The sequence below is a fragment of the Enterobacter sp. MGH 37 genome, from assembly GCF_000534515.1.
Lineage (GTDB): Bacteria > Pseudomonadota > Gammaproteobacteria > Enterobacterales > Enterobacteriaceae > Enterobacter > Enterobacter kobei.
Map to the genome: position 1 here is coordinate 1,657,550 of NZ_KI973206.1, position 21,324 is coordinate 1,678,873.

The window sequence follows — 21,324 nt, forward strand, 5'->3', positions numbered from 1 at the left end:
GCTTGTGACCCCCCTCCCATGCAGCGTGCACGCGGCCTGTCCATACTTATCCTCATTGCCACTGAAGGAGGGAGACAGCATGCACTGGCAGACCCATACCGTTTTCAATCAACCGGCACCGCTTTCCAACAGCAACCTTTTCCTCTCCGACTGCGCCCTGCGTGACGCGGTTTCCCGCGAGGGGGCCGAGTGGGATAGCGAGCTGCTCGCCAGTATCGGGCAGCAGTTAGGGACCGCAGAGTCGCTGGAGCTGGGCAGGCTGGCCAACGTCAACCCACCGGAGCTGTTACGCTACGACGCCACCGGAGAGCGGCTGGACGATCTTCGCTTTCACCCCGCCTGGCACCTCCTGATGCAGGGGCTCTGTGCCAACCGGGTACATAACCTGGCGTGGGAAGAGGAGGCGCGAAGAGGTTCCTTTGTGGCCAGAGCGGCACGGTTTGTTTTGCATGCGCAGGTTGAAGCCGGCACGCTTTGCCCCGTCACCATGACCTTCGCCGCCACGCCGCTGTTGCAACAGTCGCTACCTAAACCGTTTCATGCATGGTTAACGCCGCTGATGAGCGATCGCTACGATCCCCATCTCGTGCCGGGGGGGCAAAAACGCGGGCTGCTGATCGGCATGGGGATGACGGAAAAGCAGGGGGGATCCGATGTCCTGAGCAACACCACCAAAGCGGAAAAATGCAGCGACGGTAGCTACCGTCTGGTAGGCCATAAATGGTTTTTCTCCGTCCCGCAGAGTGATGCGCATCTGGTGCTGGCTCAGGCAAAAGGTGGATTATCCTGCTTTTTTGTCCCGCGCTTTTTACCTGACGGACAACGTAACGCCGTACGGCTGGAGCGCCTGAAGGACAAGCTCGGGAACCGCTCCAACGCGAGCAGCGAGGCGGAGTTTCTTGATGCCTCCGGCTGGCTGCTGGGGGAAGAAGGGGAAGGGGTACGGCAGATCCTCAAAATGGGCGGTCTGACGCGCTTCGACTGCGCGCTGGGCAGCCATGGTTTAATGCGCCGGGCACTGTCTGTGGCGTTGTACCACGCTCATCAGCGGCAAACCTTCGGTAAAAATCTCATCGATCAGCCGTTAATGCGTGAGGTCTTAAGCCGCATGGCGCTGATGCTGGAGGGGCAAACGGCACTGCTGTTCCGTCTCGCCCGCGCGTGGGATAAACGTGTGGATCCGCAAGAGGCGGCCTGGGCACGGCTGTTTACGCCGGCCGCGAAATTTAGCGTCTGCAAAGCGGGTATCCCGTTCGTGGCAGAGGCAATGGAGGTGTTGGGCGGCGTAGGGTACTGCGAGGAGAGTGAGCTTCCCCGCCTGTATCGCGAAATGCCGGTGAACAGTATCTGGGAAGGCTCAGGCAATATCATGTGCCTGGACGTGCTGCGCGTGCTGACGAAGCAGCCGGGGATCCACGACCTGCTGGCCGATGAGTTTGCGCAGGTCAAAGGGCAGGACAGACACTTTGACCGCAGCTGGCGCCAGCTTCAGCAAAAGCTGCGTAAACCACAGGAGGCGCAGGGGCGGGAGATCGCGCAGCAGCTTTTCTTGCTGGGGGCCGGGAGCCAGATGCTGCGGCACGCATCGCCGCCCGTGGCGCAGGCGTGGTGCCGCATGATGCTGGATACCCGTGGCGGTACGCTGATGAGCGAGCAGGTGCAAAGCGATTTGCTGCTGCGCGCCACGGGCAGGGTTGGCTAGCGTTTAAGCTGGAACAGACTGACCAGTTGGGTAAGATGTAAACCTTTCTCGCGCAGCGTGTGTGCGGTTTGTTCGCTGCGCGAGACGCGATCGGCGTTGATGTGTGACGCTTCACCAATGTGGGTCATGGCGAGATTCACCTGGCCAATCCCCGCGGATTGCTCGCGCGATGCATGGTTAATTTCGGTGACCAGCTGGCTGATGTTATCGATATGAACGATGATGGAATCCATAGCCAGACGCGTCTGTTCAGACAGCGCGTGACCTTCGCTCACTTTTCTCAGCGTATCGCCAATCAGCTGTTCTATCTCTTTCACCGCGTTGGCGCTCCGGCCCGCCAGCGCGCGAACTTCCTGGGCAACCACCGCAAAACCTTTTCCGTGCTCGCCTGCACGTGCCGCTTCTACCGCCGCATTCAGCGCCAGAATATTGGTCTGAAACGCGATGGACTCAATCACGCGGGTAATATCTTCGATACGTTTTGACGCTTCGCGAATGTCATCCATCGTGGCAACCGCATGGGTTACCGTTTCACCCCCCTCGTGAACCGCGCGTGAGGTTTCTCCCACCAGCTGCTGCGTTTGCTCCATGTTGGCGGCATTTTGCTGTACGGTCGCGGCCAGTTGCTCCATGCTGGCTGAGGTCTCCTCCACGCTGCTGGCCTGCTTGTTGATCTGCTCTGAGATCTCGCCGGTATCGGAGGCCAGCGCGTTAGTCCCCGTCTGGATCTCACCTGCAGCCTCGCGAACCTGCAGAACAATTTTTTGCAGCCCGCCGCCAATGCCGTTAATGGCGTCAATCAGCTGTCCGACCTCGTCCCGGCGCGTCACGGGCAGGCTGGAGCGAAGATCGCCGTCGGCATACTGCCGTGCAAGCTGGATCACATTGCGCAGCGGTTGCGTCAGCATACGGCGAATAAGGACCACGAACAGGCCTGCAAAGAGGACCGACAAGACCACACCGGCCAGCAGGAAGCGATCGCGCATGGCAGTGACGCTTGAAAGCAGCACTGACTTATCCACTTCGCCCACGATAGTCCAGTTCCAGCCGGGTAGCGGGGTATAGGCCATTTTCAGCGTCCGTCCGTCGTCACTTACGCGCTCCAGGGTGCCGGGTTTATCACCCAGAAGCTGCTGTTGTGTCGCGCTGTCCCACTTCGGCAGTTGTCCCTCTTCCGTGTTGTGGAACAGGTATTGCCCGCGTGTTTTGCCGTTGCTGCGATCCAGCACGAAGAAGTGACCGCTCTCGCCCAGGCGGCGGTTGAGGATTTTCTCGCGCATGACGTTCCAGGAGTGGCTAATGTCCACCCCGACAAAGACGATCGCAATGACCTGACCTTCGGCGTTTTTCACCGGCTGGTACTGGGTGATATAGCGTTTGCCAAACAGCAGCGCCAGGCCACGGTAGACATCACCTTTATTGGCGGCGGCAAAGGCTGGGCTGGAGGTATCCAGAACGGTCCCCATTGCCCGCTCGCCATTCTCTTTACGCAGGGAGGTGGCGACGCGAATAAAGTCGTTACCGCTGCGAACAAATAGCGTGGAGATGGCCCCCGTTCGGTTCAGGAAGTCGTCAGAAAAAGTGGTATTTTCATGGAGTTCCGTTTCCCCGCCTTTCAGCAGAGGAACATTGAGCCCGTTAATTGTCCGGGTCTGAAGCGTATCGACGCTAAATGGCTGGGGCAAAAATGTCGTAAACAGTCTGGTATAGCTTTCGACTTCTTCACTCAGGCTGGTGTTGAACATTTGCACCATATCGACCATACCGGTGGACTGGTTATGCAGGTCTTCTACCGCGAGGGCTTCAAGCTGCTGGCTGGCTTTTTGGCTGAGCAGGAAAGTGAAAAGCAGAAACAGCACGGCAACACTGACGCCCGTCAGCAGCGATAGCTTTGTCCCGAGGCCCGCACGGCGGAAAAGATTGATCATAAATTGCTCATCATTGAAAAGGTATGGTTCTTCAACGGCAGAGCGGGGATTACGTTTACTGAATTAGTGTAACAAAATGTTATTGAGTTGTTTTTATATGGTTTTGTAAAAGATAAAAAATTTGCAAAAACGAAAAGCCACTAAAAATAAGTGGCTTTTATCAGGAAGGTGCTTAGACGTAGAGAATGGCCTGTACCCGCCAGTGGTCGACATGGTTATCTTCCTGCATCTGGATGATGCGATACCATGAGGCACCCTGTTCATCGGCTTTTAATGCCACGATACGTTCAACATCTTGCGGGCTCCCCGAAATGTTATTGACGGAGATGTGGCCTATTTCATTCAGACCTGTTACGCAATCCGCGCTGGCAAATTCTGCTGACTGCGCGGTGGTGCTCACCAGGCCTGCTGAGAGCAACAGAGAGGTCAAAGCAAGAGTTCGTTTCATCGTCAGCTCCATTTCACATATCTCCGGTATCCGCCGGGCAATCCTTCGCGAATAAACTCCTTTCCATTGACGCGGGCATGGAGTTTATTGTGGACAGGAAAATGTCTATGGACGCAAAGCAGTGTAAATGTCGTTCAAAGGAAAACCATTACTGACGGTATAAAATGGCCTGTGAATACCACTGCCCCGTAATGATGGTTTCATCGACCATGATAATGACGTAATAATCTGCTTTGGCGGCGACGGCTTGTGCCTTTATTGCCTCTTCTGCGTCATCCGGAGAACCGCGAACCAGCGCGGAGACGGTGCCCATTCGTTGTAATCCTTCTGTCTGATTACGACGAATCTCCTGCGGGTGATCGGCAACCGGAGGAGCGGGTTGCGGCGTTCCCTGCAGTGCGCTACAGCCACTGAGAAGAAGCACCAGCAATAAAGCTGCAAACCTGTGCATAACCATATCTCTTTTCCTGATAGCCATAGTGTAGTTGTCTGCGAATTTCGTTTTGGGGGAATGTTCCCGAAGTGTTATCTGGGGCGTAATTTTCGAATGAAAATAGCCTGAAACCGTAACCCAGTTCTCAACATTATGAATCATTCATTCGTACGGGGTCGACAATGATTGAAATTGAAATACGCCGTCTCGGCGACCATGAAATTTTACACGCCACGCCGACGGGGAAACGTGATAAACCGCTGCCAGTTGTGGTTTTTTATCATGGATTTACCTCGTCAAAGCTGGTTTACAGTTATTTTGCGGTGGCGCTGGCGCAGGCCGGTTTTCGTGTCGTCATGCCGGATGCCCCCGATCACGGTGTGCGCTTTACGGGGGATGAACAGGCGCGGCTTGGTCAGTTCTGGCCCATTCTGCACGGCAGTCTGACCGAGTTTTCCGGGCTGCGCGATGCGCTTTATGACGCAGGGCTGGTGGCCGATAACCGGCTGGCGGTTGCCGGGGCCTCGATGGGCGGCATGACGGCGCTGGGGATTATGACGCATCATCCTGAAGTGAGATCCGTCGCCTGTCTGATGGGCTCCGGCTACTTTACGTCGTTGGCGAAGACGCTTTTTCCCCCGCAAGATTTGACGGAAATGACGGCGAGGCTGGCTGACTGGGAAGTGACTCGCGCACTGCCGCGCGTGGCCGATCGTCCGCTTCTGCTGTGGCACGGTGACGCAGATGACGTGGTACCGCCTGACGGCACCTTTCGCCTGCAGCAGGCGCTAAAGCGTGAAGGACTGGACGGCAATCTGACCTGTTTGTGGGAATCGGGCGTCCGCCACCGCATTACGCCAGCGGCGCTGGAGGCCACGGTGGCGTTTTTCCGCCAGCACCTTTAAACCCGCAGGATTTTAACGCCCTGATCTTCCAGTTTCTGGAGGATCTCGGGGTTAGCCCCTTTGCCGGTGATCACCATGTCGATCTGCTCTGCGCGGCTAAATAGCATGCCTGCGCGTTCACCGACTTTACTGCTGTCGACCAGCACGACGAGTTTGCCCACAACGTTCAGCATGTTTTGTTCGGCCATCGCAGTCAGCATATCGGTTTTATATAAACCGTCTGCAGTCAGGCCTTTGCCGCTGGTAAACATCCAGTGCCCGGCGTAAAGACTGTTTTCACTGTCCTGGGGACTAAGGGTGATGGACTGGCTCTTATTGTACTGGCCGCCCATGATCACCACGCTGTCATGCTCCTGGTCGATAAGATAGTTGGCGAGCGGTAGGTAGTTGGTGATGATCTGCACCGGCTTGCCGCACATCTCGCGGCCCAGCAAAAATGCCGTAGACCCGCAGTTGATGACGACGCTCTCACCCGGGTTCACCAGCTGTGAGGCGGCTCTGGCGATCCGCACCTTTTCATCGTGATTCTGCGCCTGATGGATATTCATTGGCGACCAGCGTGGACGCTGCTGGCTGATGGCTTCTGCACCGTTGCGGACTTTTTTCAGTTTGCCGCTCTCATCCAGCTTGTTAATGTCCCGCCGCGCGGTGGCGGGGGAGATGCCTAAACGTTCGATCACTTTCTCGACGGTGATAAACCCTGTTTGCGCCAGGAGTTCCAGTAAAATTTGATGCCGTTGCGCTTCCGTCATGAGCTATTCCGATAAGAATTGATTTGAAAAGATGATATTTGAAATAGCGTGAAATTACTAAAATAAATATGAAATCGCCAGACTCAGGGTCTGGCGATGTGGCCGGATAATCAGAGGAAGGACTTAAACGGCAGGTCTGGCTCAATAGTAAAGCAATCATCGAAACCGCGTGGGTAGTGGTACTCAAGATTGTCTTTATCCAGCGGCCAGGTGAACTTGCCGCCTACCTGCCAGATAAATGGCTTGAATCCGTACTTCAGGCGGTCTTTTTTCATCTCCCACAGCACGCGAATTTCCTGCGGATCGGCCTGGAAGTTTGACCAGATGTCGTGGTGGAACGGAATCACGACCTTAGTGTTCAGCGCCTCCGCCATACGCAGCATATCGGCGCTGGTCATCTTGTCGGTAATGCCGCGAGGGTTCTCGCCGTAGGAGCCCAGCGCCACGTCAATCTGATGCTCATTACCGTGCTTCGCGTAGTAGTTGGAGTAGTGTGAGTCGCCGCTGTGGTACAGGGAACCGCCAGGGGTTTTGAACAGGTAGTTGACGGCGCGCTCGTCCATGCCGTCCGGCAGAACGCCTGCGGCTTTCTGGTCAGCCGGCAGCGTAATCAGTGCGGTACGGTCAAAGGCATCCAGGGCGTGAATTTCAATGTCTTTGATTTTCACCACGTCGCCCGGTTTCATCACGATGCAGCGCTCTTTTGGCACGCCCCAGCCAATCCAGAGATCCACGCAGGTCTGCGGCCCGATAAACGGCACGTCGTCCGCGCAGTTTTGCATTACTGCCGCCGCCACGTTCACGTCAATATGATCGTTGTGATCGTGGGTGGAGAGCACGGCATCGATTTGGCGAATGGCAAAAGGATCGAGCACAAACGGCGTGGTACGCAGGTTCGGTTGCAGTTTTTCCACGCCGGCCATGCGCTGCATCTGGTGGCCTTTTTTCATCAACGGATTGCCGTGACTCTGTTTGCCTGTGCCGCACCAGAAATCGACGCAAATATTGGCGCCACCCTCGGATTTCAGCCAGATACCGGTGCAGCCCAGCCACCACATGGCAAAAGTACCAGGAGCAACCTGTTCCTGTTCGATCTCTTCGTTCAGCCAGCTACCCCACTCCGGGAAGGTGCTCAGAATCCATGATTCACGGGTGATGGTGTTCACTTTACTCATCGTTTTGACTCCTGGTTTTAATCAAAAGTAATCATATGGTGATTTGTTGTGATTAACTCTGGCACCATTTGACGTGCTTTGCAATGACAAAAGTGCGTAATTTTAACTGTGCGATATCACAGATACTTCGCTTTATCCTTGTTAGACTATCCGCTGTTAATGATTAATTGCATGAATTATAAAGAATAATTCATTTTGTTTGTGCGGTAGTGAAAATCATTACTAACACCATGGAAATAATTTGCGTGATGCGTCACAAATAATCAAATTCAATCTTGTGATGATTATTTGTGATTACTAGAGTGATGACACCAACCACACAGGGATTGCCCCTCGTGTTCTCATTTCTGGAGAGAGTTATGGAGATCCTCTACAACGTCTTTACCGTTTTCTTCAATCAGGTAATGACCAACGCCCCGCTGCTGCTGGGTATCGTGACGTGCCTGGGTTACATCCTGCTGCGTAAAAGCGTCAGCGTGATCATCAAAGGCACGATTAAGACCATTATCGGTTTTATGCTGTTGCAGGCGGGGTCAGGCATCCTGACCAGCACGTTTAAGCCAGTCGTCGCCAAAATGGCGGAGGTCTACGGTATAAACGGTGCAATTTCCGATACTTATGCCTCAATGATGGCCACGATTGACCGCATGGGTGACGCCTACAGCTGGGTGGGTTACGCGGTTCTGCTCGCGCTGGCGCTGAACATTATCTACGTGTTGCTGCGTCGCATTACCGGTATTCGCACCATCATGCTTACCGGTCACATCATGTTCCAGCAGGCGGGTCTGATCGCGGTTTCTCTCTATATCTTCGGTTACCCAATGTGGACCACGATTATCTGCACCGCGGTGCTGGTCTCGCTCTATTGGGGCATCACTTCCAACATGATGTACAAGCCGACCCAGGAAGTGACCGACGGCTGTGGCTTCTCCATCGGCCATCAGCAGCAGTTTGCGGCCTGGGTTGCCTATAAAGTTGCGCCATACCTGGGGAAAAAAGAGGAGAGCGTTGAAGACCTCAAGATGCCCGGTTGGCTGAATATCTTCCATGACAACATCGTCTCGACGGCGATTGTGATGACCCTTTTCTTCGGCGCCATTCTGCTCTCCTTTGGCATTGACGTTGTGCAGGCGATGGCGGGCAAAACGCACTGGACGATTTATATCCTGCAGACCGGTTTCTCCTTCGCGGTGGCCATTTTCATCATCACCCAGGGCGTGCGTATGTTCGTCGCCGAGCTCTCTGAAGCCTTCAACGGCATCTCTCAGCGCCTGATCCCGGGAGCCGTTCTGGCAATTGACTGTGCGGCCATCTATAGCTTCGCGCCAAACGCCGTCGTCTGGGGCTTTATGTGGGGCACCATCGGCCAGCTGATTGCGGTGGGTATCCTGGTGGCCTGCGGCTCCTCAATCCTGATTATTCCTGGCTTTATCCCGATGTTCTTCTCCAACGCCACCATCGGCGTTTTTGCTAACCACTTCGGCGGCTGGCGTGCAGCGCTCAAGATCTGCCTGGTGATGGGGATGGTGGAAATCTTCGGTTGCGTGTGGGCGGTCAAGCTCACCGGTATGAGCGCCTGGATGGGCATGGCGGACTGGTCAATCCTGGCGCCGCCGATGATGCAGGGCTTTGCGTCCGTCGGGCTGGTCTTTATGGCCGTCATCATCCTGATTGCACTGGCTTATATGTTCTTCGCTGGCCGTTCGCTGCGAGCAGAAGAAGATGCAGAAAAACAAACAGCAGAAGTTTCTGCTCACTAAGGAGTTTCGATTATGACCGTACGTATCCTGGCTGTGTGTGGCAATGGGCAAGGCAGCTCCATGATCATGAAGATGAAAGTGGACCAGTTTTTAACCCAGTCAAACATCGACCACACGGTAAACAGCTGCGCAGTGGGTGAATACAAAAGTGAGCTGAACGGCGCAGACATCATTATCGCGTCAACTCACATTGCCGGCGAGATTAGCGTGTCGGGCAACAAATATGTGGTGGGCGTGCGCAACATGCTGTCGCCTGCGGATTTCGGACCAAAACTGCTGGAAGTGATCAAAGAACACTTCCCACAAGACGTGAAGTAAGGACCCGACATGAAACTACGAGATTCGCTGGCAGAGAATGACTCCATCCTTTTGCAGGCTGACGCCAGCACCTGGCAGGAAGCGGTGAAGCTGAGCGTGGATCTGCTGGTTAAGGCGGACGTTGTCGAGCCGCGTTATTACCAGGCCATTCTGGATGGCGTGGCGCAGCACGGCCCCTATTTTGTGATTGCCCCGGGGCTGGCTATGCCGCACGGCCGCCCGGAAGAGGGCGTGAAGAAAACCGGCTTTGCGCTGGTCACGCTGAAAACGCCCCTGGTCTTCAACCATGAAGATAACGACCCGGTCGATATTCTGATCACCATGGCGGCCGTCGATGCCAATACCCACCAGGAGGTGGGCATCATGCAGATCGTCAATCTGTTTGATGATGAAGCCAATTTTGACCGTTTACGCGCCTGCCGTACCGCGCAGGAAGTGCTGGATTTAATTGATAACGCCACTGCGGCGGCCGTTTAAGAGGAATTGAACATGTCATTACCAATGTTGCAGGTTGCGCTGGATAACCAGACGCTGTCCGATGCTTATGAAACCACCCGCCTGATCGCCGAAGAGGTAGACATCATTGAAGTGGGTACCATTCTGTGCGTGGGCGAAGGCGTTCGCGCCGTTCGTGACCTGAAGGCGCTCTACCCGCACAAAATCGTACTGGCTGATGCCAAAATCGCTGACGCGGGCAAAATCCTCTCCCGCATGTGTTTTGAAGCCAACGCCGACTGGGTCACCGTGATCTGCTGCGCGGATATCAATACCGCCAAAGGCGCGCTGGACGTGGCAAAAGAGTTTAACGGCGACGTGCAGATTGAACTGACCGGTTTCTGGACCTGGGAGCAGGCACAGGCGTGGCGCGATGCGGGGATCCAGCAGGTGGTATACCACCGCAGCCGTGATGCGCAGGCTGCTGGCGTGGCGTGGGGCGAGGCGGACATCAGCGCGATTAAACGTCTGGCCGAAATGGGCTTCAAAGTGACCGTGACCGGTGGCCTGGCGCTGGAAGATCTGCCGCTGTTCAAGGGTATCCCGATTCACGTCTTTATTGCGGGTCGTAGCATCCGTGACGCGGCGTCTCCGGTGGAAGCAGCGCGTCAGTTCAAACGCTCAATCGCTCAGCTTTGGGGCTAAGGAGCGGGTATGTTGTCAAAACAGGTTCCGCTTGGCATCTATGAAAAGGCACTCCCTGCGGGGGAGTGCTGGCTGGCGCGGTTACAGCTGGCGAAGCAGCTGGGTTTCGATTTTGTCGAAATGTCAGTGGATGAGACGGATGAACGCCTCTCTCGCCTCGACTGGAGCCGCGAGCAGCGTCTGGCGCTGGTGAGCGCCATCGCTGAAACGGGCGTGCGCGTGCCGTCCATGTGCCTGAGCGCTCACCGTCGTTTTCCCCTCGGCAGCGAAGATGATGCCGTGCGGGCGCAGGGGCTGGAGATCATGCGCAAAGCCATTCGCTTTGCTCAGGATGTCGGTATCCGTGTGATCCAGCTGGCGGGTTATGACGTTTACTATCAGGAAGCCAACGATGAAACGCGCCGTCGTTTCCGTGACGGTCTGAAAGAGAGCGTTGAAATGGCAAGCCGCGCGCAGGTGACGCTGGCGATGGAGATCATGGACTACCCGTTAATGAACTCCATCAGCAAGGCACTGGGCTACGCGCACTATCTGAATAACCCGTGGTTCCAACTCTATCCGGATATCGGCAACCTGTCGGCATGGGATAACGACGTGCAGATGGAGCTGCAGGCGGGCATCGGGCATATCGTGGCGGTGCACGTCAAAGATACCCGTCCTGGCGTGTTTAAAAACGTACCGTTCGGCTCCGGGGTGGTGGAGTTCGAACGATGCTTCGAGACGCTCAAGCAGACAGGGTATTGCGGGCCTTACCTGATTGAGATGTGGAGCGAGACGTCTGACGACCCGGCAGCGGAAGTGGCAAACGCGCGGGACTGGGTGCGCGAGCGTATGGCGCGAGCAGGTTTGCTGGAGGTGGAACATGCTTAAGCTTAAACAGCAGGTCTTTGAAGCCAATATGGATTTGCCGCGCTATGGCCTGGTAACGTTCACCTGGGGTAACGTCAGCGCGATTGACCGAGAGCGCGGCCTCATCGTCATTAAACCCAGCGGAGTGGCGTATGAGACCATGAAGGTCGACGATATGGTTGTCGTGGACCTTGAAGGAAACGTCGTAGAGGGACAGTGGCGTCCTTCTTCGGATACCGCTACCCATCTGGCGCTTTATAGACGTTATCCCTCCCTCGGCGGGGTAGTGCATACCCACTCAACCCATGCCACCGCCTGGGCACAGGCTGGGCTTGCCATCCCGGCGCTGGGCACGACGCACGCGGATTACTTCTTCGGGGATATTCCCTGCACGCGCGCGTTAACGCAGGCCGAGGTGGAAGGCGAGTACGAGCTCAACACCGGCAAGGTGATTATCGAAACGCTGGGTGAGGCAGAACCGCTGCATACGCCGGGAATTGTGGTGTACCAGCACGGTCCGTTCTCCTGGGGTAAAGATGCTCACGACGCGGTGCATAATGCTGTGGTGATGGAAGAGGTGGCCAAAATGGCGTGGATTGCCCGCGACATTAATCCACAGCTTCAGGGGATTGATGATTACCTGATGAACAAGCATTTCATGCGCAAGCACGGCCCGAATGCCTATTACGGGCAGAAGTAAATAAGTGCTCTGGAATACCGAAAAACAGTTGTAACCGGTGGTATTTCAGAGCCATTTACAAAAAAAAAGCCCCCGGGCAGGGGGCAACGTAAACTATGGCTATGTTCTCGTTGTTGGCTTTCCTGGTGCTAGCGTTAAAGCGTTATCGGTAAATGTCTGCACTGGCGTGCATATTGCCGTTGCTGCCGGGCTCACGGATTAACATCACGTGGTAATAGGTTGCGCCCTGGGCATCGGTCTCTTCATTTAGTGCCTGATCTGCTTCGCTTTCAGTGGCGAAATTATGATTGATATAGATTACGCCTAAGCTTTGCACATCATCCATGTTCCTGGCCTGCCGGCCGTCTATTTTGATGGCTGACATCGCGTTTGCACTGAGCAAAAGCGCAGCCATAATGGCTAATGCGATTTTTTTCATGATATGCGCTCCACGACTGCGTGCTGTGAGAGAGGGGATACTCCTTCTTTAATTCAGGTGTTCTCTGATTAAAGTGTAATCATTCATACGGCGGGGATGCGTGACCATTTCTGATGCTGTTGTTCAAAAAAACAACGCTTCCTGGTGTGTTCAATTTTAAATCACCCACTTAGACCCGCTTTACGCTTTGTGCGAATTATTTGTGCAATCAGCTTGAGTTTCCAGGGGCGCGCAAGTATTATGACGCGTCAATTTTTCAGCCGACCTTTAACACGTTCCTTGCCTCCCCGGGCCTCGGCTGACCCAGACAGGAGGCTGAATAATCCGTAAGGAGCAATTCGATGCGTCATTACGAAATCGTTTTTATGGTCCATCCTGACCAGAGCGAACAGGTTCCGGGTATGATCGAGCGTTACTCTGCTGCCATCACTGGTGCAGAAGGTACGATCCACCGTCTGGAAGACTGGGGCCGCCGTCAGCTGGCTTACCCGATCAACAAACTGCACAAAGCACACTACGTTCTGATGAACGTTGAAGCGCCGCAGGAAGTGATCGATGAGCTGGAAACTACCTTCCGCTTCAACGATGCCGTTATCCGCAGCATGGTTATGCGTACCAAAAACGCAGTTACCGAAGCATCTCCGATGGTTAAAGCGAAAGACGAGCGCCGTGAGCGTCGCGATGATTTCGCAAACGAAACCGCAGATGATTCTGATGCTGGGGATTCTGAAGAGTAATTTCTGATGACCAACCGTCTGGCGTTGTCCGGCATCGTATGCAGGGCTCCCCTTCGAAAGGTCAGTCCATCAGGAATTCCGCATTGCCAGTTCGTGCTTGAGCATCGTTCTGTGCAAGAGGAAGCCGGGTTTCACCGGCAGGCGTGGTGCCAAATGCCCGTTATTATTAGCGGACACGAAAACCAGGCCATTACTCACAGTTTAACGGTCGGTAGCGCAGTAATCGTTCAGGGGTTCATCTCTTGCCACAAGGCAAAGAACGGCCTGAGCAAAATGGTTCTGCATGCCGAGCAGATTGATTTGATAGATTCTGGAGACTAGCCATATGGCACGTTATTTCCGTCGTCGCAAGTTCTGCCGTTTCACCGCGGAAGGCGTTCAAGAGATCGACTATAAAGATATCGCAACGCTGAAAAACTACATCACCGAAAGCGGTAAGATTGTCCCAAGCCGTATCACCGGTACTCGTGCAAAATATCAGCGTCAGCTGGCTCGCGCTATCAAACGCGCTCGCTACCTGTCCCTGCTGCCGTACACTGATCGTCATCAGTAATCGGGCACGGTCCATTAATACGACTTTAAGAGGATAAGGTAATGCAAGTTATTCTGCTTGATAAAGTAGCAAACCTGGGCAGCCTGGGTGATCAGGTAAACGTTAAAGCGGGTTACGCTCGTAACTTCCTGGTTCCACAGGGTAAAGCTGTTCCAGCTACTAAGAAAAACGTAGAGTTTTTCGAAGCACGTCGTGCTGAACTGGAAGCCAAACTGGCTGACGTTCTGGCGGCTGCTAACGCTCGCGCTGAAGCAATCAACGCACTGGGCACCGTTACCATCGCGTCTAAAGCTGGCGACGAAGGTAAACTGTTCGGTTCCATCGGTACCCGCGATATCGCTGATGCAGTGACTGCAGCAGGCGTTAAAGTGGCTAAGAGCGAAGTTCGCATGCCGAACGGCGTTCTGCGTACCACTGGTGAGCACGAAGTTGACTTCCAGGTTCACAGCGAAGTGTTCGCTAAACTGGTTGTTAACGTTGTAGCTGAGTAATTTTTTACTCTGCTCACGTTGAAACGCCGGCCTTGTGCCGGCGTTTTGCTTTTTAAAGAACCAGGTCTTTAACGCGCCCGGACAAAACTGCCGTCCGGCTGGCGGGTAAACAGCACCTGCTGACCATTTCCTGTATCAATCGTTAAGCCTGTCACCACACCGCTGGCATTCTGGCGAATCTGTACCATCTGACCATTCTGCAGGTTACTGAGCGGCTTACCCGCACCTTCCACTTTTGCCATGGCATACACGTCAGTCGGCGGCAGGTTGTGATCGCGGAAAAGCTGCGCCAGGGTTTTACCCGGCTCGACGCGATAGGAGCGCCACTGCTGCTCAATGCCCCTAGGCTGCTGAGCCTGCTGCTCTACCGGGGCGGAGGTTTGAGCCTGATCTTCCTGGACGGGTTCCGGTTCAACCGGCGCGACCTGACCCGGATCGTTCGAAGGGGTCACCAGCTGCGTTTGCATCGGCTGTGCATCAGGCTGCGGCCGCGTTTGCGACTGAATATCCAGTTGTGCATTGCGGGTGACAGGGGCGGTATCGACATCATCACCGCCGGAAGGAAGCAGGAAGCCTACGATCACCATCAGCGCACCAATGATAATCCCTCTGCGATGCAGGGGAGGCAGCGGGTCCATAATGCGAAAATTGTCCGGCGCCTGCCAGATTTTCGCCAGGGTAGGTTTCAGTTCAAATCGCCCGGGCATGGCTCTCCTCCTGCTCCGCGTCTTTTTTATCCTGTGCATCGAAGTATAGTTTGCTAACTGCCTGAACGGCGTAGCAAACCCGACATCCGTGACATCAGTTCGGGATTAATCCTGGTTGTCTCTATTGTTTCTGTTTCGTCGCGGTTTGTCACCTTAACTTCAGACAAAGTTTTACCCATAAGGGCATGGCTGCTATGCTGCCCGCTACTTTAAATGTGATGGAAGGAAAACCCATGACCACCCCGACTTTTGACACTATCGAAGCGCAGGCAAGTTACGGTATCGGCTTGCAGGTAGGACAGCAGCTGAGCGAATCCGGCCTGGAAGGTCTGTTACCAGAAGCGCTGGTGGCGGGTATCGCTGACGCGCTGGAAGGTAAACAGCCCGCTGTTCCGGTTGACGTTGTACACCGCGCACTGCGTGAAATTCATGAACGTGCTGACGCTGTGCGTCGCGCGCGTTTCGAAGAGATGGCGGCCGAAGGCGTGAAATATCTGGAAGAGAACCGTGAGCGTGAAGGCGTGAACAGCACCGAGTCTGGCCTGCAGTTCCGCGTGATCAACCAGGGCGACGGCGCAATCCCGGCACGTACCGACCACGTTCGCGTACATTATACCGGTAAACTGATCGACGGCACCGTGTTTGACAGCTCCGTGGCGCGTGGCGAACCGGCAGAATTCCCGGTCAACGGCGTGATCGCAGGCTGGATTGAAGCGCTGACCCTGATGCCAGTTGGCTCCAAATGGGAACTGACTATTCCGCACAACCTGGCTTACGGCGAGCGTGGTGCTGGCGCATCCATCCCGCCATTCAGCACCCTGGTATTTGAAGTCGAGCTGCTGGAAATCCTGTAATCGACTTTTCTTATTTCCTCTCTCCGTTCGGGGAGAGGAAAATAGTGATAAAACCTATAGTTACGACGTTATCAATATTTTATCTTGCAAACGAAACTTTTGCGTGTATTTTTGTGAGCTGTTTCGCGCTGTATGAGTGATATGACACTCACTTTCAACATATTATTAACATAATATCTAAATCATAGTATTCATCCCGCCGATTCTTACCTAATATCGATAAGCCCTTACAAGGGGAACGTCATCTTTTGACGTATTTAAAGGCCAGAAGAGCCTTAACAACACAGACAGGCATAAACAGGAAAAATTACATGGTAGATCAGGTCAAAGTCGCCGCTGCAGAAGAGGCGACGTCTGAACAGTCGCTACGGCGCAATCTCACAAACCGTCATATTCAGCTTATCGCCATAGGTGGGGCCATCGGGACCGGGCTGTTTATGGGGTCAGGCAAAACCATCAGTCTTGCCGGGCCGTCGATCATCTTCGTTTATATGATCATTGGTTTCATGCTGTTCTTCGTGATGCGGGCAATGGGTGAATTGCTGCTCTCGAACCTCGAATACAAATCCTTCAGCGACTTCGCGTCTGACCTGCTCGGTCCATGGGCAGGCTATTTCACCGGCTGGACCTACTGGTTCTGCTGGGTTGTTACCGGTATGGCGGACGTCGTGGCGATTACCGCCTACGCACAGTTCTGGTTCCCGGGACTGTCAGACTGGGTGGCCTCGCTGGCGGTTATCGCTTTGCTGCTGAGCCTCAACCTCGCCACCGTAAAAATGTTCGGTGAGATGGAGTTCTGGTTCGCGATGATCAAGATTGTCGCTATCGTGGGGCTGATTGTTGTGGGCCTGGTGATGGTACTGACGCACTTCCAGTCGCCAACCGGCGTACAGGCGTCATTTACCCATCTGTGGAATGACGGCGGCTGGTTCCCGAAAGGCATCAGCGGCTTCTTTGCCGGCTTCCAGATTGCGGTGTTCGCGTTTGTGGGCATTGAGCTGGTGGGAACCACGGCGGCCGAAACTAAAGATCCCGAGAAGTCTCTCCCGCGCGCCATTAACTCGATTCCGGTTCGTATCATCATGTTCTACGTCTTTGCGCTGATCATCATTATGTCCGTGACGCCGTGGAGCTCCGTGGTGCCGAGCAAGAGCCCGTTCGTTGAACTGTTTGTGCTGGTAGGGCTGCCCGCTGCGGCAAGCCTGATTAACTTCGTCGTGCTGACCTCTGCGGCGTCGTCCGCGAACAGCGGCGTGTTCTCAACCAGCCGTATGCTGTTTGGTCTGGCGCAGGAGGGCGTGGCGCCGAGCGCCTTTGCGAAACTGTCTAAGCGTGCGGTACCGGCGAAAGGGCTGACTTTCTCCTGCATGTGCCTGCTGGGCGGCGTGGTCATGCTCTACGTGAACCCAAGCGTGATTGGCGCGTTCACCATGATCACCACGGTCTCTGCAATCCTGTTTATGTTCGTCTGGACCATTATCCTCTGCTCGTACCTGGTGTACCGCAAACAGCGTCCACACCTGCATGAGAAGTCGATCTACAAGATGCCGCTGGGCAAGCTGATGTGCTGGGTGTGCATGGCGTTCTTCGTGTTCGTGCTGGTGCTGCTGACGCTGGAAGATGATACCCGTCAGGCGCTGATTGTTACGCCGCTGTGGTTTATCGCGCTGGGGCTGGGCTGGGTGTTTATCGGTAAGAAACGTATGGCTGGCATGCGTTAAGCATGTTGCCGGGTGGCGCTGACGCTTACCCGGCCTACGTTCGAGGACGTTGTAGGCCCGGTAAGCGCTAGCGCTACCGGGCTTTTTTATTTATCAGCTAATGCCCGCGGGAACAACACGTTGTTCTCAAGACTGATGTGTTCCATCAGGTCATCGATCATCTCGTTAATGCCGTTGTACATCGCTTTCCAGGTGGTGCACGCCTCTGGCGGCGGTGTGACGTTGTGGGTGGTGTGTTTGATCACTTCCAGCAGTTCGCCCGCATCATCATGCTCGCTTTCCATCACGCTAATCGGACCCATTGCCTGGCTGCCCATTCCCTGTTTAATCATCGGGAAGAGGATCTGTTCTTCTTTCATCATGTGGCTGGAAAGCTCTTCGTGCAGCATGGTCAGATATTTCGCCAGACCGCGGGGTACGGAAGGTTTGTCAGCATGTACGCGCTCGACTTTGGTCGCCTGCAGGATCAGCTCCGGCAGTTGCTCCCGGTGGCGATCGTGGTAACGCACAATAATGTGGTCGATGATTTCTGCGAGCGGGGCGGTACGCCAGTCTTTATCAACAGGCTGTTCGGCCAGTTGCGCCAGCTCTGCTTCAATCACCTCCACATCCAGCTCCTTACGTGAGGCCGCTCGCGCGAGGGTTTGCTTACCGCCGCAGCAGTAATCCATATCGTATTTACGGAACAGCGCAGAAGCGCGAGGGATGGAGAGCGCCAGCTCGCCGAGGGGTTGGTCGCGAAAGGCCATAGCAGTTACCTCGTCATCAAGAATATAAGGTGCATTTTAAATGCATCTTTATGGCGGCGCTATAACCCTTTAGAGGGAAGGGTAAAAGTGAGACGTAAGTCACAAAAAATTATCCGGGTTAACGCCCTGAATGGACTCAGGAAAGTGGTTTAGAAAGTTTTTAAAGGTGGAGAAACAGTAAACAACCCGCCTTGCCTGCCGATATATCCACGTCAGACAAACCTGCATATAACAAAGGCAACGTATGTTTAAACGTATAAAAGTTATTACTCTTCTTATTTCGGTGCTGCTTGTACTCGGCATCATGCAAGTGATTTCCGCGGGGATCTTTATCAACGCGCTGAACAACGATAAAGACAATTTCACCGTGTCGCAGCTCTCCAGCAAGAATGTGGCGGAGTTTACCGATGCGTGGATCAGCCTGAACCAGGCGCGCGTGACGCTGAACCGTGGGATGCTGCGTCTGCAAAGCAGCATGGCCTCTCAGATTAACGGCGGACAGCTGAACGAGCTGGTTAACACGGCGAAAAACCTGCTCGCAGATGCCCAGGTTCATTACGATAAATACTACGCGCTGCCAGAAACGCCGGGCCTGGATGAAAAACTGGCCGATCGGCTGGAAGAGCAGTACCGCACATACTCCGCCACGTTGACGCAAATGAACGTGCTGCTGAGCCAGGGCAATCTGGAAGACATGTTCAAGCAGAACGCTGAGCAAAAACAGACTGCGATGCAGGCGGTTTATCGCGAGTGGCGCGAAGCACAGGCAACGCTTACCGATAAAGGCATCCAGGACAATGAAAGCGACTACAAACGCATTCTGTGGATCCTCTCTGCGGTAATGCTGCTGGTCATTGTGGTGATTATTTCCAGCTGGATCGCCATGCGACGCGTGCTGCTGCTGCCTCTGGAAGAGGTGATCAACCATATTCGCGCCATTGCGGCAGGGGATTTAACCCAGCCGATTCAGGCTGACGGTAAGAACGAAATGGCGATCCTGGCGCGCAACGTGCAGGAGATGCAGACCTCGCTGGCGAACACCGTTGGCGTGGTGCGTGAAGGTGCCGACACCATCTACACCGGAGCCGGTGAAATTTCTGCCGGGAGTAACGACCTTTCTTCCCGTACTGAGCAGCAGGCGGCTTCCCTGGAAGAAACGGCAGCCAGCATGGAACAGCTGACGGCCACCGTGAAGCAGAACGCCGATAACGCCCGTCAGGCTTCCCGTCTGGCACTGGATGCCTCCTCAACGGCGAAGAAGGGCGGGAACGTGGTGGAAGGTGTCGTGCGCACGATGGACGAAATCGCCACCAGTTCCAGTAAAATTGCGCAAATTACCAACGTAATCGACGGTATTGCTTTCCAGACCAACATTCTGGCGTTGAACGCGGCGGTAGAGGCTGCGCGTGCAGGTGAACAGGGCCGTGGCTTTGCGGTGGTCGCAGGGGAAGTACGTACCCTCGCCCAGCGCAGTGCTCAGGCGGCGAAAGAGATCAAAGCGCTGATCGACGATTCCGGCGAGCGCGTGAACGCCGGCTCGCAGCTGGTTAACGAAGCCGGGGCGACGATGGCGGAGATCGTCAATGCGGTCACCCGCGTGACGGACATTATGGGCGAGATCGCCTCAGCCTCTGACGAGCAGAGCCGCGGTATCGACCAGGTGGGCCAGGCGGTGGCTGAAATGGATCGCGTGACCCAGCAGAACGCCTCGCTGGTCGAGGAATCTGCGGCCGCGGCGGCCGCGCTGGAAGATCAGGCTGCACGCCTGAATGACGCGGTGGCGGTGTTTAAAATTACCCGTAATCAGGCGGTCAAAGCCGCGCCGGTGAAAACCTACGTGCCGAAAGCGCAGCCCGCAGCGAGCGTGCCTGAAGCGAACTGGGAAACGTTTTAACCTGGTGCCGGGTGGCGCTGACGCTTACCCGGCCTACAAAATCGCTCCGTGTAGGCCGGGTAAGGCGTAGCCGCCACCCGGCAAAAATCACACTTCTGATGCTGACACAACCCTCGGTTTTTCCGGCTTCGCTCTCACCGCCATCACCACCCCAACGACCAGCAACACAATCCCACAGGCCGTTAATACAGGCGGTACGCTCTGGCGCATCAGGAAGGTATAAAGCAGCCCGGCCAGGGTTTCGAAAACAATCAGCGGCCCCAGGATCACCGTTGGCAGTTTCTGGCTGGCAATGTTCCAGCACAGCGCGCCCACCCAGGAACACAGCACTGCAATCGCCACCATCAGGGCAACAAATACCCACGGTCTGGGTCCGAAGGGTTGGGCGAAATCGGGCTGTTGATGGCCTAACCAGAGGCACGCTCCAACATATCCCAGCAGTGAAACGGGCAACGTAACCAGGGCCTGAGCCGTCGCCCACATCATCGGATGCTTGTCCGGGTTCTCACGCAGCCAGCGTGCATTGCGCAGGGCATACCATGCCCAACACGCCACGGAAACGAACGCCAGCAGAATGCCGGAGCCGTAACGCCACAGATCAAAGTCCTCCAGCCCATGACGCAGCTCGGCAATATTGACGCATATTAGCCCTACGGCGGTACACAACAGCGCAGGCACCATTTTTGGCCACGCCAGTTTGCCATCGCGGTGGCTATAGAGCAGGTTAGCAAAGATGGGGATGACAACCGGCAGTGTGCCGATAATCATGGTCGAGACCGGGGCCCCGGTGCGTTGAATGGCACTCGCCAGGCAAACGTAATAGATGAGGTTGCCCATCATGGTCAGCGCCAGCGCGGTGCGCCAGTCCTGACGGCTAAGCTGACGCAGGCGCGCGCGTCCCAGCCATGCCAGAGGTAAGGCTATCAGCCCCAGCGCCAGATAACGTCCGGTCGACTGCAGTATTGCCGGGTATTCGGGCACGATCAGCGGGCCAACAAAAATCAGCCCCCACATCATCCCTGCCAGCAGGGCATACAACACGCCACTAATCATTTTTCCATCCCTATTGCTTCACGTTGCGCTCAGTGTA

General features: G+C 55.1%; 24 protein-coding genes. 15 read left to right on the forward strand and 9 right to left on the reverse strand.

The genetic code is table 11. The features are described from left to right. Window positions 1-79: 79 nt before the first annotated feature. Complete coding sequence (locus tag L383_RS03470) at window positions 80-1,702, forward strand: isovaleryl-CoA dehydrogenase (protein ID WP_023331855.1); 1,623 nt, start codon at window positions 80-82, stop codon at window positions 1,700-1,702. Here L383_RS03470 and L383_RS03465 read toward each other — a convergent pair. From L383_RS03465 to bsmA, 3 genes are all read right to left on the reverse strand, one after another. Beyond that, window positions 1,699-3,630 (reverse strand): methyl-accepting chemotaxis protein, encoded by a 1,932-nt coding sequence (locus tag L383_RS03465; RefSeq protein WP_023331856.1) that lies wholly within the window; start codon window positions 3,628-3,630, stop codon window positions 1,699-1,701. The genes L383_RS03470 and L383_RS03465 overlap by 4 nt on opposite strands. A gap of 172 nt (window positions 3,631-3,802) precedes the next feature. Next, on the reverse strand, window positions 3,803-4,090 hold the full coding sequence (yjfN, locus tag L383_RS03460; RefSeq protein ID WP_023331857.1) for a DUF1471 family protease activator YjfN: 288 nt from the start codon (window positions 4,088-4,090) through the stop codon (window positions 3,803-3,805). 136 nt (window positions 4,091-4,226) lie between these two features. Further along, complete coding sequence (gene bsmA / locus L383_RS03455; protein WP_014882237.1) at window positions 4,227-4,556, reverse strand: biofilm peroxide resistance protein BsmA; 330 nt, start codon at window positions 4,554-4,556, stop codon at window positions 4,227-4,229. Between the two features lie 137 nt (window positions 4,557-4,693). Here bsmA and yjfP point away from each other — a divergent pair, with 137 nt between their 5' ends. Next, window positions 4,694-5,416: an esterase gene (gene yjfP / locus L383_RS03450; RefSeq protein ID WP_023331859.1), complete on the forward strand. Its 723-nt coding sequence runs from the start codon at window positions 4,694-4,696 to the stop codon at window positions 5,414-5,416. Here yjfP and ulaR read toward each other — a convergent pair. After that, a complete protein-coding gene (ulaR, locus tag L383_RS03445) occupies window positions 5,413-6,168 on the reverse strand; it encodes an HTH-type transcriptional regulator UlaR (RefSeq protein ID WP_014882239.1) in 756 nt (251 codons plus the stop codon). The genes yjfP and ulaR overlap by 4 nt on opposite strands. Before the next feature lie 110 nt (window positions 6,169-6,278). Next, window positions 6,279-7,343, reverse strand: a complete 1,065-nt coding sequence (gene ulaG, locus L383_RS03440) for an L-ascorbate 6-phosphate lactonase (RefSeq protein ID WP_010427455.1) — start codon at window positions 7,341-7,343, stop codon at window positions 6,279-6,281. A gap of 359 nt (window positions 7,344-7,702) precedes the next feature. Here ulaG and ulaA point away from each other — a divergent pair, with 359 nt between their 5' ends. Genes ulaA through L383_RS03410 form a run of 6 tightly spaced genes read left to right on the forward strand, consistent with a single transcriptional unit; the run spans window position 7,703 to window position 12,110 of the window. Next, window positions 7,703-9,103 carry a PTS ascorbate transporter subunit IIC gene (gene ulaA / locus L383_RS03435; RefSeq protein ID WP_014882240.1) on the forward strand — a complete coding sequence of 467 codons (1,401 nt, stop codon included), beginning with the start codon at window positions 7,703-7,705 and terminating at the stop codon, window positions 9,101-9,103. Between the two features lie 12 nt (window positions 9,104-9,115). Further along, window positions 9,116-9,421, forward strand: coding sequence for a PTS ascorbate transporter subunit IIB (gene ulaB / locus L383_RS03430; protein ID WP_003856022.1), 306 nt, complete (start codon window positions 9,116-9,118; stop codon window positions 9,419-9,421). A gap of 9 nt (window positions 9,422-9,430) precedes the next feature. Next, window positions 9,431-9,898, forward strand: coding sequence for a PTS ascorbate transporter subunit IIA (gene ulaC / locus L383_RS03425; RefSeq protein WP_014882241.1), 468 nt, complete (start codon window positions 9,431-9,433; stop codon window positions 9,896-9,898). Between the two features lie 12 nt (window positions 9,899-9,910). Then, on the forward strand, window positions 9,911-10,561 hold the full coding sequence (ulaD, locus tag L383_RS03420) for a 3-keto-L-gulonate-6-phosphate decarboxylase UlaD (protein WP_014882242.1): 651 nt from the start codon (window positions 9,911-9,913) through the stop codon (window positions 10,559-10,561). Window positions 10,562-10,570: 9 nt separating this feature from the next. Further along, window positions 10,571-11,431, forward strand: coding sequence for an L-ribulose-5-phosphate 3-epimerase (locus L383_RS03415; RefSeq protein WP_023331860.1), 861 nt, complete (start codon window positions 10,571-10,573; stop codon window positions 11,429-11,431). Continuing rightward, entirely contained in the window at window positions 11,424-12,110 is a 687-nt protein-coding gene (locus tag L383_RS03410; protein WP_023331861.1) for an L-ribulose-5-phosphate 4-epimerase, read from the forward strand. Before L383_RS03415 ends, L383_RS03410 begins: the two co-directional genes overlap by 8 nt. A 142-nt stretch (window positions 12,111-12,252) precedes the next feature. Here the strand turns inward: L383_RS03410 and yjfY are convergent, their stop codons facing one another. Next, window positions 12,253-12,528: a DUF1471 family protein YjfY gene (gene yjfY, locus L383_RS03405; RefSeq protein ID WP_023331862.1), complete on the reverse strand. Its 276-nt coding sequence runs from the start codon at window positions 12,526-12,528 to the stop codon at window positions 12,253-12,255. 341 nt (window positions 12,529-12,869) lie between these two features. Here yjfY and rpsF point away from each other — a divergent pair, with 341 nt between their 5' ends. Genes rpsF through rplI form a run of 4 tightly spaced genes read left to right on the forward strand, consistent with a single transcriptional unit; the run spans window position 12,870 to window position 14,309 of the window. Further along, on the forward strand, window positions 12,870-13,265 hold the full coding sequence (gene rpsF, locus L383_RS03400) for a 30S ribosomal protein S6 (protein ID WP_014068637.1): 396 nt from the start codon (window positions 12,870-12,872) through the stop codon (window positions 13,263-13,265). Between the two features lie 6 nt (window positions 13,266-13,271). Next, window positions 13,272-13,586, forward strand: coding sequence for a primosomal replication protein N (gene priB, locus L383_RS03395; protein ID WP_008502895.1), 315 nt, complete (start codon window positions 13,272-13,274; stop codon window positions 13,584-13,586). A gap of 4 nt (window positions 13,587-13,590) precedes the next feature. Next, window positions 13,591-13,818 carry a 30S ribosomal protein S18 gene (rpsR, locus tag L383_RS03390; RefSeq protein WP_000135199.1) on the forward strand — a complete coding sequence of 76 codons (228 nt, stop codon included), beginning with the start codon at window positions 13,591-13,593 and terminating at the stop codon, window positions 13,816-13,818. Window positions 13,819-13,859: 41 nt separating this feature from the next. Further along, window positions 13,860-14,309, forward strand: a complete 450-nt coding sequence (gene rplI, locus L383_RS03385; protein WP_006810372.1) for a 50S ribosomal protein L9 — start codon at window positions 13,860-13,862, stop codon at window positions 14,307-14,309. A gap of 68 nt (window positions 14,310-14,377) precedes the next feature. On the opposite strand, the gene L383_RS03380 is transcribed toward rplI, so the two are convergent. After that, window positions 14,378-15,016 (reverse strand): OapA family protein, encoded by a 639-nt coding sequence (locus L383_RS03380; RefSeq protein WP_023331863.1) that lies wholly within the window; start codon window positions 15,014-15,016, stop codon window positions 14,378-14,380. A 233-nt stretch (window positions 15,017-15,249) separates the two neighbouring features. On the opposite strand from L383_RS03380, the gene fklB reads away from it, so the two are divergent. Both fklB and cycA read left to right on the forward strand, forming a co-directional pair. Further along, window positions 15,250-15,870: an FKBP-type peptidyl-prolyl cis-trans isomerase gene (gene fklB, locus L383_RS03375; RefSeq protein ID WP_008502892.1), complete on the forward strand. Its 621-nt coding sequence runs from the start codon at window positions 15,250-15,252 to the stop codon at window positions 15,868-15,870. 311 nt (window positions 15,871-16,181) lie between these two features. Continuing rightward, window positions 16,182-17,591 carry a D-serine/D-alanine/glycine transporter gene (gene cycA / locus L383_RS03370; protein ID WP_023331864.1) on the forward strand — a complete coding sequence of 470 codons (1,410 nt, stop codon included), beginning with the start codon at window positions 16,182-16,184 and terminating at the stop codon, window positions 17,589-17,591. A gap of 86 nt (window positions 17,592-17,677) precedes the next feature. On the opposite strand, the gene ytfE is transcribed toward cycA, so the two are convergent. Then, complete coding sequence (gene ytfE / locus L383_RS03365; RefSeq protein WP_023331865.1) at window positions 17,678-18,340, reverse strand: iron-sulfur cluster repair protein YtfE; 663 nt, start codon at window positions 18,338-18,340, stop codon at window positions 17,678-17,680. A 244-nt stretch (window positions 18,341-18,584) separates the two neighbouring features. Here ytfE and L383_RS03360 point away from each other — a divergent pair, with 244 nt between their 5' ends. After that, the gene (locus tag L383_RS03360; RefSeq protein ID WP_023331866.1) at window positions 18,585-20,234 is read left to right on the forward strand and encodes a methyl-accepting chemotaxis protein; all 1,650 of its coding nucleotides are present in this window, start codon (window positions 18,585-18,587) and stop codon (window positions 20,232-20,234) included. Between the two features lie 87 nt (window positions 20,235-20,321). On the opposite strand, the gene L383_RS03355 is transcribed toward L383_RS03360, so the two are convergent. Further along, on the reverse strand, window positions 20,322-21,287 hold the full coding sequence (locus tag L383_RS03355) for a DMT family transporter (RefSeq protein ID WP_014882250.1): 966 nt from the start codon (window positions 21,285-21,287) through the stop codon (window positions 20,322-20,324). Window positions 21,288-21,324: the final 37 nt, after the last annotated feature.